Genomic DNA, 12,941 nt, shown 5'->3' with positions numbered 1-12,941 from the left:
TCGGGGTGGGAAGTCCTTCGCGGGACGCCGTCTCAGTCACTCGCCGCCTCCTCGCGGGCCGCGGCGGCGATCGTCGTCATGATGCGGTGCTCGCTGATCGCGTCCCCGCCGAGCGAGCCGACGACCGCGCCGTCGCGCAGGACGAACACCCGGGTGGCCCCCTCCACCAGCTCCTCCAGTTCGGACGAGATCAGCACGACGCCGAGACCGGCACCGGCCAGCTCGTCGATGAGCGCCTGGATCTCGGCTTTCGCGCCGACGTCGATGCCGCGCGTGGGTTCGTCGAGGAGAAGCACTTTCGGGTTCAGGCAGAGCATCCGGGCGAGCAGCACTTTCTGCTGGTTGCCGCCGGACAGCTCACGGACGGGCTGGTCCGGGCCGGTCATCTTGATGCGCAGCCGCCGGACGAACGTGTCGACGAGCGCGTCGCACCGGCGGCGGGAGACGAAGCCGCCGCGGGCCAGCCGGGGCAGCGCGGCGAGCACCAGGTTGTCGCGCACGGACAGGTCACCGACGATGCCCTCGACCTTGCGGTCCTCGCTGACCAGCCCGACGCCGCCGGCGATGGCCCGGGCCGGTGACCAGCGTCGGCCGGTCGGTTCACCGCCGACGAGGATCGTGCCGCTGTCGACGGGTTCGGCGCCGAACAGGGCCCGGACCGTCTCGCTGCGGCCCGAGCCGAGCAGGCCGGCCAGGCCGACCACCTCACCCGGTCGCACGTCGACGCTGACGTGCGACAGGGCGCCCCGCCGGCTCAGGTCGTCGGCACGCAGCACGGCGACACCGTCGTCGCCCGGCCCGGCCCCGCCACCGTCGCCGAAACTGGTCAGGCCGTGCGCACTGACGTCGTCGACCGGGCGACCCAGCATCGTCGCCACGAGCCGGAGCCGGTCGGTGTCGGCGACCTCGCCGGAGAACACCCGCCTGCCGTCGCGCAGGACCGTGACGTCCTGGCCGAGCCGGAAGACCTCGTCCAGCTTGTGCGTGACGAACAGGACGGCGACCTCGTCGGCCCGGAGCAGGTCGATCACCTGGGCGAGACGGTCGACCTCCCGCGGTTCCAGCGACGAGGTGGGCTCGTCCATGATCACGACCCGCGCCCGGGTGGACACCGCCCTGGCGATCGCCACCATCTGCTGCACCCCCGTGCTGAACTCCCCCAGCGGCCGGCGGACGTCGACCGCCACGCCGTAGCGGCTCAACACGGCCTGCGCCTCGCGGTGCATCGCGGCGAAGTCGATCAGCCGCAGCCGGTTCAGCGGCTCCCGGCCCAGGAACAGGTTGCGGGCGACGCTCATCGCGGCGACCAGGTTGAGCTCCTGGTAGATCGTGCTGATGCCGACGGCCTGGGCGTCCCGGGGCGCTCCGAACCCGACCACCTCGCCCCGGTAGGTGATCCGGCCCCGATCCGGCCGGTGGACGCCGGTCATCACCTTGATGAGCGTGGACTTGCCGGCCCCGTTCTCGCCGACCAGGGCGTGCACCCGGCCGGGGCGGAGAACGAGGTCGACCCGGTCGAGCGCCAGGACGCCGAGGAACTGCTTGCTGACGGCTTCCACGTGCAGCGTCATCGGTCAGTACGCGTTGGCGAGTTCCGCGGACGCGTTGTCCTTCGTATATTCCTTGTCGGCGATGATCGTCTTGGGCGGGACGCCCTTGCCGCCGTAGAAGTCCTCCAGCGCCTGGAACGCCAGCGGCCCGAACCGGGGGTTGGACTCGATCACCCCGGAGATCCAGCCGTCGACGATGCCCTGCACGGCGCCCTTGGTGCCGTCGATCGTGACGATCTTGACGTCGCCCGGCTTCTTCCCGGCGGCTTTGAGCGCGGCGATCGCGCCGAGCGCCATCTCGTCGTTCTCGGCGTAGATCGCGGTGAGCTCCGGGTTGGCCGAGATCAGCTGCTCGGTGACCGAGCGTCCCTTCTCGCGGGTGAAGTCGGCGGTCTGCTCCGCGACCACGGTCAGCTTCGAGTTCCGCGCGGCGAGCTGGTCCTTGAACCCCTTGGTCCGGTCGACGGTGACGTTCACCCCGGAGGCGCCGAGCAGGATCGCGGTCTCCCCCTGGTCACCGGTGGCGGCGATCAACGCGTCGGCGGCCCGCTTGCCCTGCTCGACGAAGTCCGACCCGATCCAGCCGATGTAATCCACGCAGGGCTGCTTGGTGGTGAGGAGCCGGTCGATCGTCATGATCGGGACCTTCGCGTCCTGGGCCGCCTCGAGCGCGGGGTCCAGGCCTTCGGAGTTCAGCGGCGAGATGATCAGCGCCTGCGCACCCTGAGCGACCATGCTCTGGATGTCGGCGATCTCCTTATTCAGATCGGACTGCGCGTTCGTCGTGATGAGCTTGATGCCGCGCTTGGCCGCCTCGGCCTTTATCGACTCCGTCTCGGTGATCCGGAAGGGGTTCGCTTCCTTCTCGCTCTGCGCGAACCCGACGGTGATCGTCTTGAGGTCCCGTTTCGGGACGCCACCGTTGTACTTGTCGGCGGTGCAGCCGTCACCGCTGCCCGCGGTGGATCGCACCTGCTGGTCAGCGTCCTCGCCCGCCGACGCGGTGCCCGGCGTGGTCTTCGTGCACGCGCCGAGCGAGACGAGTAAGACCGCGACTGCCGTCGTGGTGCCGAGCCGTCTGAACTGAGCCATGAGGCGAGTCCTTTCTGACTAGCTCCCTCGCGGAACTAGTCAGATCGTGTCGCCGCTTGCCATTACTTGTCAATAGATTCCAGCGGAGGCGCGATGACCACGTCCACTCCGGAGGCACGCAGATCCTCCAGCGCCACCGGGTCGGCGCCCGGGGTGGTGATCAGCGTGTCGATCCGGTCACTCGGAACCGTCTGGCACATCGTCTCCTGGCCGATCTTGGTGTGATCGGCCAGCACGACGACCTGCTTGCCGGCCGCGGCGAACGCGATGTCGGCCGCGGCCGCGAACACGTTCGGCGTGGTCAGACCACGTTCGGCGGTGACGCCGTCGCCGGAGAGGAAGACCTGGGCGCCACGCAGACCCTGCAGGCCCTGCTCGGTCAGCGGACCGACGAAGGCCTGGATCGAGCGGCGCAGCGTGCCACCGACCATGACCAGCTCGACGTGCTCGTGCTCCAGCAGGACCGTGGTGACCGGTACCGAGTTGGTGACGACGGTCAGCGATCCGGCGCCGGTCAGCCTGCGCGCGAGCTCGAGCGTCGAACGTCCCGGTCCGAGCAGGATCGCGCTGCCGTCGGTGACCAGCCGGGCCGCGTACCGGGCGATGGCGGCGCGTTCGCCGGCCAGCCCGTCGCCGGCGGGGTTCCCGGCGGGGCGGCTCTCCGGCGGAGCGATCTCGGTGCTCCCCGCCCGTCCGACGCCGCCGCGGACCGCGTCGACCAGCCCTTCGGCCACCATCGCCTGCAGGTCGCGGCGGACGGTGGACTCGGAGATGCCCACCTCCTCGGCGATCTCCCGGAACGACGCCCAGCCGCGGGCCCGCACGTGCGCCAGGATCCGGCTGCGCCGCTCGGCGATCAGCATCGGCGGTCCCGGTTCGGTGCGCTCGTCACGCGGGCCAGGATAATGCAGAACATTTCAATTTGTTTCATCCCGCAGTGTCTCAGTGGCCAAACGTGTCACCACGTCCCGGAACCGAGCATAGGCGGCGTCCGCGCCGGTGGACCCGTCGGTCGGTTCGTACCGGCGGAGCGGCACCGAGGACCGGACGACGGCACGCGCCTCGCTCAGATCGCTCAGTTTCCCGTCCGCCATGACCTGCACCAGCAGGTTGCCGATGGCGGTGGCCTCGTTCGGTCCCGCGACGACCGGCAGGCCGGTCAGCTCGGCGGTGAGCCGGCACAGCACGGTGTTGGCGGCGCCACCGCCGAACAGGTGGACCGTGCGTATCCGCTGCCCCGAGACGGCGGCCGCCCGCGTCAGCACCCAGTGGTACTTGCAGGCGAGGCTGTCCAGAATGCACCGGGTGACCTCGGCCGGTCCGACCGGGACGGGCTGCCCGGTGAGCCGGCACAGTGCGGCGATCCGGCCGGGCAGGTCGCCGGGTGAGAGCAGGCTCGGATGGTCCGGGTCGATGAGGCTGCGGTACGGGGCCGACCCGGCGGCCAGCGCGGTGAGCTCGCTGTAGCCGAGGGCGTGCCCGGCGCTCGCCCACACCCGCCGCGACTCCTGGAGCAGCCAGAGCCCGTTGACGTTGCTCAGGAACCGGAACCGGCCGCCGACGCCGAGTTCGTTCGTGAAACCGGCCGCCCTGGCCTCCGGCGTCGTGATCGGTGCCGTGGTCTCGACCCCGACGAGCGACCACGTGCCGCACGAGACGAAACCGACGTCGTCGCTGGTGCTCGGCATCGCCGCGACGGCACACGCGGTGTCGTGCCCGGCCACCGCCACCACCGAGAGCCGCCCCGGGTGCGTACGCAGGTCGGCCAGCAGGGTGCCGGTGGGCACGACCTCGGCCCGGAACAGGTGTCGGGGCAGCTCCAGCCGGTCGATCACCTCGGTGGCCCACTGCCCCCGGCGGATGTCCCAGAGTTGGGTGGTGCTGGCGATCGTCTGCTCGGTGCGACGGACTCCGCTCAGGCGCCCGGCGATGAGGTCGGGCAGCATCAGCAGACGGTCCGCGCGCTCCAGGACGCCGGTTCCGCGCATCGCCAGGAGCTGGCAGGCGGTCGTGATCGGCAGGAACTGGGTGCCCGTGACGTCGTACAGGAGCTGTGGTTCTACCGCCTTCTGTAACTCGGTCACCGTCGCCGCGGTGCGGGGCGTGCGGTGGTGCCAGGGCGGGGCCACCAACCGGTCGTCGGCGTCCACCAGGCCGAAGTCGCTCCCCCAGCCGTCGACCCCGACGCTGCGGACGTCCTCGATCCGGTCCGCGGCCCGGTTGATGCCCCGCACCGTCTCGCCGTGCAGTTCCTCGAGGTTCCAGGTCAGGTCGATGCCGTCCCGAACCGGCCGGTTGGCGAAACGGTGGATCTCCCGCACGTCGAGGTGCTCACCGTCGAAGGAGCCGGCGAGCACCCGCCCGCTCTCCGCGCCGAGATCAACGGCAAGGTAGCCCGGCATGCGGACAGCGTACGGGTTCTCGGCCGCGTCTCCGCCGATCAGTAATACGAAATGCTGATCGAGCTGATCTGGTTGTTGAACTCCCCGTTCGTCTGGCGTTCCCCGTGCCACTGCTGGCCCGGGTCCAGCGTCATGCCCAGGTTGCCGGACGTGCCGGAACAGCCGGCGTGCCGCCACAGGACGACGTGCGGGCGGGGCGCCGACGAGGGGCGCTGAATGTTGAACCAGGCGAAGGACGCCTTGTCGTTGAACCCTTCCGCGCTGAAGTTCCGGCAGCTACCGATCTGGTTCGGGTACTGCCGCCAGATCTGCCCGGTGACGGCGGTGTTGTCGGCCAGGCAGATCGTGCCCAGGTAGTTGTAACAATCGGCGTAGGCCGCCGCCGCCGGCGACGCGGTGAACATGTTCCCGATGATCGCGACCAGCGCCGCACCGAATGCGGCGACGGCGGTCCGCTTGCTCCTTCTGGCCCCGTTCCATAAAGGATTCATGCCGGGGATCGTAAACGTTACGGGTTGTTTACCGGAAGACTTCGATCGGTAACCGTCGCCCGCTTGAGGTGGGTGCTGTTCGCCCGGAGGATCTCGTCCGCCAGCTCGGGAGACGACTTCGCGACCGCCCGGGAGATCACGAGCGCCCCGACCATCTGGCTGAACACCGCGATCGCCTGCTCGCGCGCCTCGTCGGCACTCGTCTCGACCCCGGACCGGTCCGCCCTTTCGAGCACCATCTCGGTGATGGCGGCGAAGAAGCCGTCGAGGCCGCGCTGGTACTCGGCTTGAGCCGCGACGCCGTGGCGGGCGGCGTCGGTGACCAGGGCGGCCGACGCGCAACCGAGTTCGGGCTGGTCGCGGTGGGGAGCGGCCAGGTACTGGTCGACCATGTGCTCCAGGGCGGAGCCGGGATGTTCGTCGCGGATGTCGGCCAGGGCGGCGAGTGAACTGACGAAGCCCTGCCGGATGACTTCCCGGGTGAGGTCGTCCTTGGACTCGAAGTGGTTGTAGAAGCCGCCGTGGGTCATCTCGGCGGCCTTCATCAGGTCGGCGATGCCGATCCCGTTCACACCGTGGGTGCGGAATCCGCGGCCGGCGGCGTCGAGGATCTTGTCGTGGTTGAGCTTCTTCTGCTCCGGAGTGAGACGGGGCACGAAGTCTCCTTCCCGAGCGGATACGCCTCTGATGATACCCGTCATCATTCTCTTGACAATCAACGATGATGGTCATCATCGTTGAGGGGTGATGAAGGCACTGGTCTACGAGAAGGCCCATCCGCTCGAGGCGTTCGCCGTGGAACTCGTCGACGTGGACGAGCCGCACCCCCGCGCGACCGACCTGCTGGTCGACGTACGCGCGGTGGGGGTCAACCCGGGCGAGGCGACCATCCGGCAGACACGCAGCGCACCTCCGGGCGGGCGCGTGATCCTCGGCTGGGAGTTCGCCGGGGTGGTGGCCGGGACGGGGCCGGCGACCGCGGGCTTCGCGGTCGGTGACCGGGTCATGGGCACCGGGGACATCACGCGGGACGGCTGCTGGGCCGAACGCGTGGCGGTCGACCACCGGGTCGTCACGAAGATTCCGGATCAACTCGCGTTCACCGATGCCGCGTCGTTGCCGATCGGCGGCCTCACCGCCTGGGAAGCCGTGTTCCGCGACCAGGCCGGGGTCGAGAACGTCCTGGTGGTCGGCGGCGCCGGAGGGGTGGGCTCGCTGGCGACCCAACTGCTCAAAAGGACGACGTCCGCTCTGGTGGTCAGCACGGCGTCCCGGCCGGAATCGCGCGACTGGTGCACGGCCATGGGCGCCGATCTGGTGGTCGACCACACGGCGGACGTCGCCGGCCAGTTGCGCGCGGCGGGCGTCGACCGGATCGATCTGGTCTTCTCGACCCGGGGAACCGCCGCCAACATCGGCTGGATCGCCGACGTCCTGCGCCCGCTCGGCCACCTGGCCGCCGTCGATCTCACCGGCGCCGTCGACCTCGAACCCCTGATCCAGAAATCCGTGTCCCTGCACACCGAGATGGTCTTCAGCCGGATCGTCGCCGGCCACGACCTCGATCGCCAGGGCCGGATCCTCGCCGAGCTGGTGAGCCGGGCGCGCCCCATCGTGACGACACGACTGCACGGCCTCACGGTGGACACGATGCGAGAAGCCCACCGGATCGTCGAAAGCGGACGCGCCATCGGAAAAACCGTTATCGCACTATCGAACGAGGACTGACGCATGGGAAAGCTGCTCGTCACCGGCGCCACCGGAAACCTGGGCCGCCGGACGCTCCAACTCCTGCTCGAACGCCTGCCCGCCGAGCGGCTGGCCGGCCTTTCGCGCGCCCCCGAGCGGGCCGCCGACCTGGCCGAACGGGGGGTCGACATCCGGCCGGGCGACTACTTCGACTACGCCTCGCTCGTGCGCGCCTTCGACGGCGTGGACAAACTCCTGCTCGTCTCCGCGCAGGCCTTCACGGATCGGAACGCCCAGCACTTCAACGCCATCGCGGCCGCGAAGCACGCTGGTGTCCGGCACGTGATCTACACGGCGATCCAGCGCGACGACGCCCTCGGCATCACTCAGGTGGGCGTCACCGAGTCCGACGTTTTCGCGGAGCAGACCCTGCGTGCGTCCGGGCTGGACTACACCGTTCTGCGTAACCCGATGTACCTCGACCAGTTCGACGGCTACGTCGGAGCCGACGCGTACGAGAACGGGGTGCGCGTTCCGCCCGGCGAGGGCACGATGGCGCCCGCGCTGCTCCGCGACCTCGCCGCGGCGAACGTGGCCGTGCTGACCGGGGACGGCCACGAGAACACGACCTACACGCTGAACGGGAGCGAGGCGGCGTCGTTCCGGGAGATCGCCGCCACGTTGAGCGAGATCCACGGCCGGCCCGTTCCGTATCTGCCCGTCGAGGTGGAGGAGTACCTCGAGAGCCACGTCCGGAACGGCCTTCCGCGGCACGTCGCCGAATTCCTGACGGCCTGGGTCGCCGGCGTCGGCCTGGGGTCGTTCAGCCGGAACACCGACGATCTGGAGCGGCTGATCGGCTACCGGCCCACCAGCTATCGCGAGTACCTCGAAGAGAACTATCCCGCGGTCACAAAAAGAGAGACTGCTCCGCTATGAACCGACGATCGCCAGCAGCGCGGCGGTGAACGGGGCCGGGTCCAGGTCGCCGCGGATGGCCAGCTGCAGGTTGTAGCTCACGGCCAGGGCCACGAACGCTTCGGCGATCTGCTCGGCCTGCGCGCGCCGGTCGTCCGGGACCAGTTCGGCGATCGCCGCGCGCATCGCGGCCAGCTGTCGTTGCACCACGGCCGCGAGCGCGGGCGACACCGCGGCCTCGGCGTAGATCTGGGCCACCAGCTGGGCGTGGCCGGTGTCGCGGGCGCGGGCGCGCACGTGCTCGAGGAACCCGGCCACGGCCTCGGCGGTGAGCGCCCTGGGCAGCGCTTCCGTGCCCTGCTCGCAGACCGCGACGACCAGCTGCTCCTTGCTGGTGAAGTACCGGTAGATGGCCCCGTTGGAGAGCCCCGACTCGGCGATGATGTCGGCCATCGACGTGTGGGCGAAGCCGTGGCCGGCGAACCGGACGCGGGCGGCGTCCACGATCTGCTGGCGGCGCGCGTCGAGATGGGCCTGGCTGACCTTCGGCATAAAAAGAGTGACTCCTCTTTTTGCTGTTACTGTCAGGAGCGTAACCGACCCCTCGGGAGTTGCCTTGCGTTACCAGACCTTCGGCCGCCTGACCGGACTGCGCGTGTCGGAGTACACGCTCGGCACGGCGAACTTCACCACCGCCGACGCCGACGCCGCGCGATCGATCGTCGACGCGTTCGTGGCCGCCGGTGGCACGACCTTCGACACGTCGAACATCTACCGTGACGGTGAGGCCGAGACCCTGCTCGGCGAGTTCCTCCGGGGCCACCGGGACGACTTCGTGGTCGTCGCCAAGTACAGCGGAACGAGGCAGGCGCACCCCCGCCCCGGCACGACCGGCAACGCGCGCAAGATCATGGTCCGGTCACTCGAGGCCAGCCTGCGCCGCCTGGACACCGACTACGTCGACGTATTCATGCCGCACTTCCCGGACGGCGTCACGCCGATCGAGGAGATCCTCGCCGGATTCGACGACCTGGTCCGTTCCGGCAAGATCCGGCACGGCGGGCTGTCGAACTTCCCGGCCTGGCGGGTGGCCGGCGCCGCCGTCCGCGCGGAGCTGCGTGGGCTGGCCCCGCTGGTCGGCGTGCAGACGGAGTACAGCCTGGCCGAGCGGTCCGCCGAGCGGGAGGTGCTGCCGATGGCGCAGGCGCACGGCCTCGGGGTGCTGACGTACTCCCCGCTGGCCGGCGGGTTGCTCACCGGCAAGTACCGCCGCGGCGAACAGGGCCGCCTCACAGCCCGCGGTGAACCGGTCGACGACCGGAACTCCGTGGTGGACGCCGTGCTGGCGGTCGCCGACGAGGTCGGCACCAGCGCGGCCCGGGTCGCCCTGGCCTGGCTGCGACGCCGGGCCGCGCAGGCCGCCACGGCCCTCGTCCCGATCGTCGGCCCACGCACGCCGGCGCAGCTCGAGGACTACTTGGGCTCCCTCCACCTCGACCTCGACGACGAGCACCACCGGCAGCTCGACGAGGCCGGCGCGATCCGGCTGGGAACCCCGCACGAGGACGTCGCCGCCGCCCTGGCCAGCGGCGCCGACGGAGACCGCAGCCGGCTGGAGCCGCCGCCGATCCCGGTCAGGTGACCACGTCGCCCGACGCCGGCCCCGGGTCCCGTCCGACCGAGATGCTGGTCGTGATGCGCGCGTGTCACGACCGCCCGCAGACCCGGCAGGCCGGACGTCGACGCAGGTGGTAGGCGTAGGTGGCCGCGCCGAGCGCGATGCCCCACAGCGGCCAGAACAGCTCCGGACCGACGGTCGCGACGTTCTCCCGGAACTCGCCGGGCAACTGCCCGAGCACGGTGATGCGGACGTACATCAGCCCGGCGGTGGTCACCATGATCGCCACCAGCGTGGCGGGGACGATCGCGGTCCGCGGCCGCACCGTCTTGCCGCGCAACCCCGGTATCCACCGCGGATAGATCTCGCCCCACCGCTGGATCAGACCGAGGGTGAGCACCGCGCCGCCGGCGCCCAGCGTCCCGAGCATCGCACCGATCAGCCAGATGCCGGGGGTGTCGGCCTCGCCGGCCCGCAGGAACTCGCGTGACACCCCGAGCGGGATGCCCAGCGCCCAGGCCCACCGGGTCAGGCAGTAGATCAACGGCACACCCACGGCGACGTAGGTCGCGACCCGACCCCAGCGGGCGGCCGCGAGCCGTCCGTCCGTGCCCTCGGCGGCGTCCGCCCGGCCGCACGACGTGCAGCTCGATCGTCGTCGCCGGGTGGCCACCACCGCGGTACCCGCCCACAGCAGGCCGCCACCGATGCAGAGCATCTGGTTGAGCACCGGCCAGGGATACATCTCGGCGAAGCCGACTTCGCCGATCAACAGCATCGGCGTGTAGGCGACGCGGATCAGCGGCCGGTAGTCCGGGAGCACGAACGTGAGACCGACCGCGTACACCCAGGCCACCGCGATCGCCGCCCGGGTGGCGACCCGGGTCAGCGCCCCGGCCACCAGGGCACCGAACAGACCCAGCACGGCGACGACCGGCGCGGCCCCGCTCCGGGTCACCGGGTCGAGGACGGAGATCGTCTCGCCGTACCGGTCGTGCTCGTGGCCGAAGGGGAAGCCGGGCGCGCCGGCGGACCACGCCAACCCCAGGACGCCGTAGATCGACGACCAGCCGGCGGCAGCCGGGCCCACCCAGCGCGGCCAGCTCGATCGCCGGGTGGTCAACACTGTGGAAGAAGCCATACCGCCAGCCTCTGACCAGCGACGCGACCGGAACAGGTGCCGTTGGGCACCCCGTCGGCGCCGGCCGTGCCCGCGACCGTGCCGATCGGCAGGGGTGGCCCGCGGAACCTAGACTCCCGCTCGTGCGCGTGTCGGTCCGAACCTCCGTCGCCCCGGTCACCGTGGCGGCGAGCGTGGTCTCGATCGCCGCGACGACGACGATCCGCCTGACCGGCGGCCGGCTGAGCGAACGCGACGGCTGGTGGAACCTCGCCGAGATCTCGGTGCTGCTGCTGCTCACCGCGCTCTCCGCCCGCGTCGGACCGCCCGAGTGGGCGATCGCGGCCTGCGGGGCGGGGAGCGTGGCGACCACGGTGTGGCTGCTGCGCTTCGGCCGGCTCGACGATCCGTGGATCGTGTTCGCGCCGGTCGCCGTCGCCGCCGTCGGGGTCGGTGTCTACCTGCGGTCCCTCGACGCCCGGCGGACCCGTGCGGTGGACGACGCCCGACGTGCTCAGCGCCTCGAACTCGCCGGGGACCTGCACGACTACGTGGCCCACGACATCAGCGAGATGGTGGCGCTCGCCCAGGCCGGACAGGTCCTCACCGGCGACGGGCAACCGCAGCTCCGGGACGTTCTCGCGCGGATCGAACGGGCCGGCGTCGCGAGCCTGGAATCGATGGACCGGACCGTGCACATGCTGCGTAATCGGCCGGCCACCGCGCCGGTACCGGGGCTGCCCGACCTGCCCGACCTCGTCGAGCGCTTCCGGGCCGCCGGGCACCTCGCCACGCACCTCGACGTCGACCCGGGCGTACCTCGTGACCTGGGCCCGACGATCTACCGAATCGTCAGCGAGTCGCTCACCAACGTCCGCCGCCACGCCGGCACCGCGACCCGCGTCGACGTACGCGTTCGCGACGACGGCGACCAGATCACGGTCAGCGTCGTCGACGACGCCGACGGCCGCGTCCCCACGCCGTCGACGCGGGGCGGGTCCGGGCTGGCCGGTCTCGGCGCCCACGCCGACGCGCTGGGCGGCACCCTGGTCGCCGGCCCCGGCGAGCCGCGCGGTTGGGCGGTCACCGCTGTCCTTCCGCGCCGGGCGGGCCGATGACCATCCGTATCGTGGTCGCCGACGACCAGGAAGCGATCCGCGCCGCGTTCCGCATCATCCTCGACGCGCAGCCCGACATGACCGTGGTCGGGGAGGCCGCGGACGGCGTCTCCGCCGTCGACCAGGCCCGACATCTGCGGCCGGACGTCCTGCTCGCCGACATCCGGATGCCCGGCCTGGACGGGCTCGAGGTGACCAGGCGTCTGGGGACGGAGACCCGCGTGGTCATCGTCACCACGTTCGACCTCGACGAGTACGTCCACGCGGCCCTGCGCAGCGGGGCCTGCGGCTTCATCCTCAAACGCTCCAGCCCGACGCTGCTCACCGAGGCGGTCCGCGCGGCCGTGTCCGGCGACGTGCTGTTGAGCCCTCAGCTGACGACGCGGCTGCTCAAGCAGTTCGCCCCCGCCGCTCCGGTCACCCCGGCGGAGCCGTTGACGAGGCGGGAGATCGACGTGGCCCGCCTGGTCGCCGAGGGAATGACGAACAGCCAGATAGCCGACGTTTTGGCGCTGGCCCCCGGCACGGTGAAGAACCATGTCGCGACGATCCAGCGAAAGGTCGGCGCCGCCAACCGGGTCGGCATCGCCGCCTGGTTCTGGCAGCCCACCCTCCCCGAACCCTGACCGCCCGGTCGATCGTCCAACGTGCTCAGTGAGGCCGGATGCACCACTCGGGTTCGCTGGCTCCCCAGGCCGAAACGTCGGGCGAGAGCAACGAGATGGTCGATCATCCGACTCTTGTTCCCGCCCTCGAGACAACTCGCGACGATCAGGCGGGTGGTGACACGAAGGAAGCAAGTGGCGGCTCGACAGCTGGGTTCCGCGGACGCTGGGCGTGTGCCACGCCGGAGGAGCAGGCGGCGATCCGACGGGAACACGCTCGAATCGATCAGCGCGCCGAGGATCTGCGCCTCGCCGAAGAACAGCGGAAGCACCGCAAC

At 70.8% G+C, this 12,941-nt stretch carries 13 protein-coding genes; 5 read left to right on the top strand and 8 right to left on the bottom strand.

The window, feature by feature from the left end:
• Positions 1–32: 32 nt before the first annotated feature.
• From ABD437_RS30595 to ABD437_RS30570, 6 genes are all read right to left on the bottom strand, one after another.
• Positions 33–1,571, bottom strand: coding sequence for a sugar ABC transporter ATP-binding protein (locus tag ABD437_RS30595; RefSeq protein ID WP_344652403.1), 1,539 nt, complete (start codon positions 1,569–1,571; stop codon positions 33–35).
• A 3-nt stretch (positions 1,572–1,574) separates the two neighbouring features.
• Positions 1,575–2,642 carry an ABC transporter substrate-binding protein gene (locus tag ABD437_RS30590; protein WP_344652402.1) on the bottom strand — a complete coding sequence of 356 codons (1,068 nt, stop codon included), beginning with the start codon at positions 2,640–2,642 and terminating at the stop codon, positions 1,575–1,577.
• Positions 2,643–2,704: 62 nt separating this feature from the next.
• On the bottom strand, positions 2,705–3,505 hold the full coding sequence (locus tag ABD437_RS30585) for a DeoR/GlpR family DNA-binding transcription regulator (RefSeq protein WP_344652401.1): 801 nt from the start codon (positions 3,503–3,505) through the stop codon (positions 2,705–2,707).
• Between the two features lie 54 nt (positions 3,506–3,559).
• Positions 3,560–5,044, bottom strand: a complete 1,485-nt coding sequence (locus tag ABD437_RS30580) for a rhamnulokinase (protein ID WP_344652400.1) — start codon at positions 5,042–5,044, stop codon at positions 3,560–3,562.
• A gap of 38 nt (positions 5,045–5,082) precedes the next feature.
• Positions 5,083–5,535 (bottom strand): hypothetical protein, encoded by a 453-nt coding sequence (locus ABD437_RS30575; protein ID WP_344652399.1) that lies wholly within the window; start codon positions 5,533–5,535, stop codon positions 5,083–5,085.
• A gap of 17 nt (positions 5,536–5,552) precedes the next feature.
• Complete coding sequence (locus ABD437_RS30570; RefSeq protein WP_344652398.1) at positions 5,553–6,191, bottom strand: TetR/AcrR family transcriptional regulator; 639 nt, start codon at positions 6,189–6,191, stop codon at positions 5,553–5,555.
• A 91-nt stretch (positions 6,192–6,282) separates the two neighbouring features.
• On the opposite strand from ABD437_RS30570, the gene ABD437_RS30565 reads away from it, so the two are divergent.
• A complete protein-coding gene (locus ABD437_RS30565; RefSeq protein ID WP_344652452.1) occupies positions 6,283–7,263 on the top strand; it encodes an alcohol dehydrogenase catalytic domain-containing protein in 981 nt (326 codons plus the stop codon).
• A 3-nt stretch (positions 7,264–7,266) separates the two neighbouring features.
• A complete protein-coding gene (locus tag ABD437_RS30560) occupies positions 7,267–8,163 on the top strand; it encodes an SDR family oxidoreductase (RefSeq protein WP_344652397.1) in 897 nt (298 codons plus the stop codon).
• On the opposite strand, the gene ABD437_RS30555 is transcribed toward ABD437_RS30560, so the two are convergent.
• Positions 8,158–8,694 carry a TetR/AcrR family transcriptional regulator gene (locus ABD437_RS30555; protein ID WP_344652396.1) on the bottom strand — a complete coding sequence of 179 codons (537 nt, stop codon included), beginning with the start codon at positions 8,692–8,694 and terminating at the stop codon, positions 8,158–8,160. The genes ABD437_RS30560 and ABD437_RS30555 overlap by 6 nt on opposite strands.
• 64 nt (positions 8,695–8,758) lie before the next feature.
• Between ABD437_RS30555 and ABD437_RS30550 the strand changes: the two genes are divergently transcribed.
• The gene (locus ABD437_RS30550; protein WP_344652395.1) at positions 8,759–9,784 is read left to right on the top strand and encodes an aldo/keto reductase; all 1,026 of its coding nucleotides are present in this window, start codon (positions 8,759–8,761) and stop codon (positions 9,782–9,784) included.
• A 64-nt stretch (positions 9,785–9,848) separates the two neighbouring features.
• Here the strand turns inward: ABD437_RS30550 and ABD437_RS30545 are convergent, their stop codons facing one another.
• The gene (locus ABD437_RS30545; RefSeq protein ID WP_344652394.1) at positions 9,849–10,901 is read right to left on the bottom strand and encodes a hypothetical protein; all 1,053 of its coding nucleotides are present in this window, start codon (positions 10,899–10,901) and stop codon (positions 9,849–9,851) included.
• A gap of 122 nt (positions 10,902–11,023) precedes the next feature.
• Here ABD437_RS30545 and ABD437_RS30540 point away from each other — a divergent pair, with 122 nt between their 5' ends.
• Both ABD437_RS30540 and ABD437_RS30535 read left to right on the top strand, forming a co-directional pair.
• Positions 11,024–11,998 carry a sensor histidine kinase gene (locus tag ABD437_RS30540; RefSeq protein WP_344652393.1) on the top strand — a complete coding sequence of 325 codons (975 nt, stop codon included), beginning with the start codon at positions 11,024–11,026 and terminating at the stop codon, positions 11,996–11,998.
• Positions 11,995–12,624: a response regulator gene (locus ABD437_RS30535; RefSeq protein WP_344652392.1), complete on the top strand. Its 630-nt coding sequence runs from the start codon at positions 11,995–11,997 to the stop codon at positions 12,622–12,624. The genes ABD437_RS30540 and ABD437_RS30535 overlap by 4 nt, the downstream gene beginning before the upstream one ends.
• Positions 12,625–12,941: the final 317 nt, after the last annotated feature.

The sequence above is a fragment of the Cryptosporangium japonicum genome, assembly GCF_039524755.1.
Classification (GTDB): domain Bacteria; phylum Actinomycetota; class Actinomycetes; order Mycobacteriales; family Cryptosporangiaceae; genus Cryptosporangium; species Cryptosporangium japonicum.
This window is presented reverse-complemented; position numbering and strand designations above follow the sequence as displayed.

Coding starts and splice junctions, on each gene's coding strand:
- ABD437_RS30575 (WP_344652399.1), bottom strand. CDS start 5,535: ATGAATCCTTTATGGAACGGGGCCAGAAGGAGCAAGCGGACCGCCGTC.
- ABD437_RS30580 (WP_344652400.1), bottom strand. CDS start 5,044: ATGCCGGGCTACCTTGCCGTTGATCTCGGCGCGGAGAGCGGGCGGGTG.
- ABD437_RS30585 (WP_344652401.1), bottom strand. CDS start 3,505: ATGCTGATCGCCGAGCGGCGCAGCCGGATCCTGGCGCACGTGCGGGCC.
- ABD437_RS30560 (WP_344652397.1), top strand. CDS start 7,267: ATGGGAAAGCTGCTCGTCACCGGCGCCACCGGAAACCTGGGCCGCCGG.
- ABD437_RS30555 (WP_344652396.1), bottom strand. CDS start 8,694: ATGCCGAAGGTCAGCCAGGCCCATCTCGACGCGCGCCGCCAGCAGATC.
- ABD437_RS30545 (WP_344652394.1), bottom strand. CDS start 10,901: ATGGCTTCTTCCACAGTGTTGACCACCCGGCGATCGAGCTGGCCGCGC.
- ABD437_RS30595 (WP_344652403.1), bottom strand. CDS start 1,571: ATGACGCTGCACGTGGAAGCCGTCAGCAAGCAGTTCCTCGGCGTCCTG.
- ABD437_RS30565 (WP_344652452.1), top strand. CDS start 6,283: ATGAAGGCACTGGTCTACGAGAAGGCCCATCCGCTCGAGGCGTTCGCC.
- ABD437_RS30590 (WP_344652402.1), bottom strand. CDS start 2,642: ATGGCTCAGTTCAGACGGCTCGGCACCACGACGGCAGTCGCGGTCTTA.
- ABD437_RS30535 (WP_344652392.1), top strand. CDS start 11,995: ATGACCATCCGTATCGTGGTCGCCGACGACCAGGAAGCGATCCGCGCC.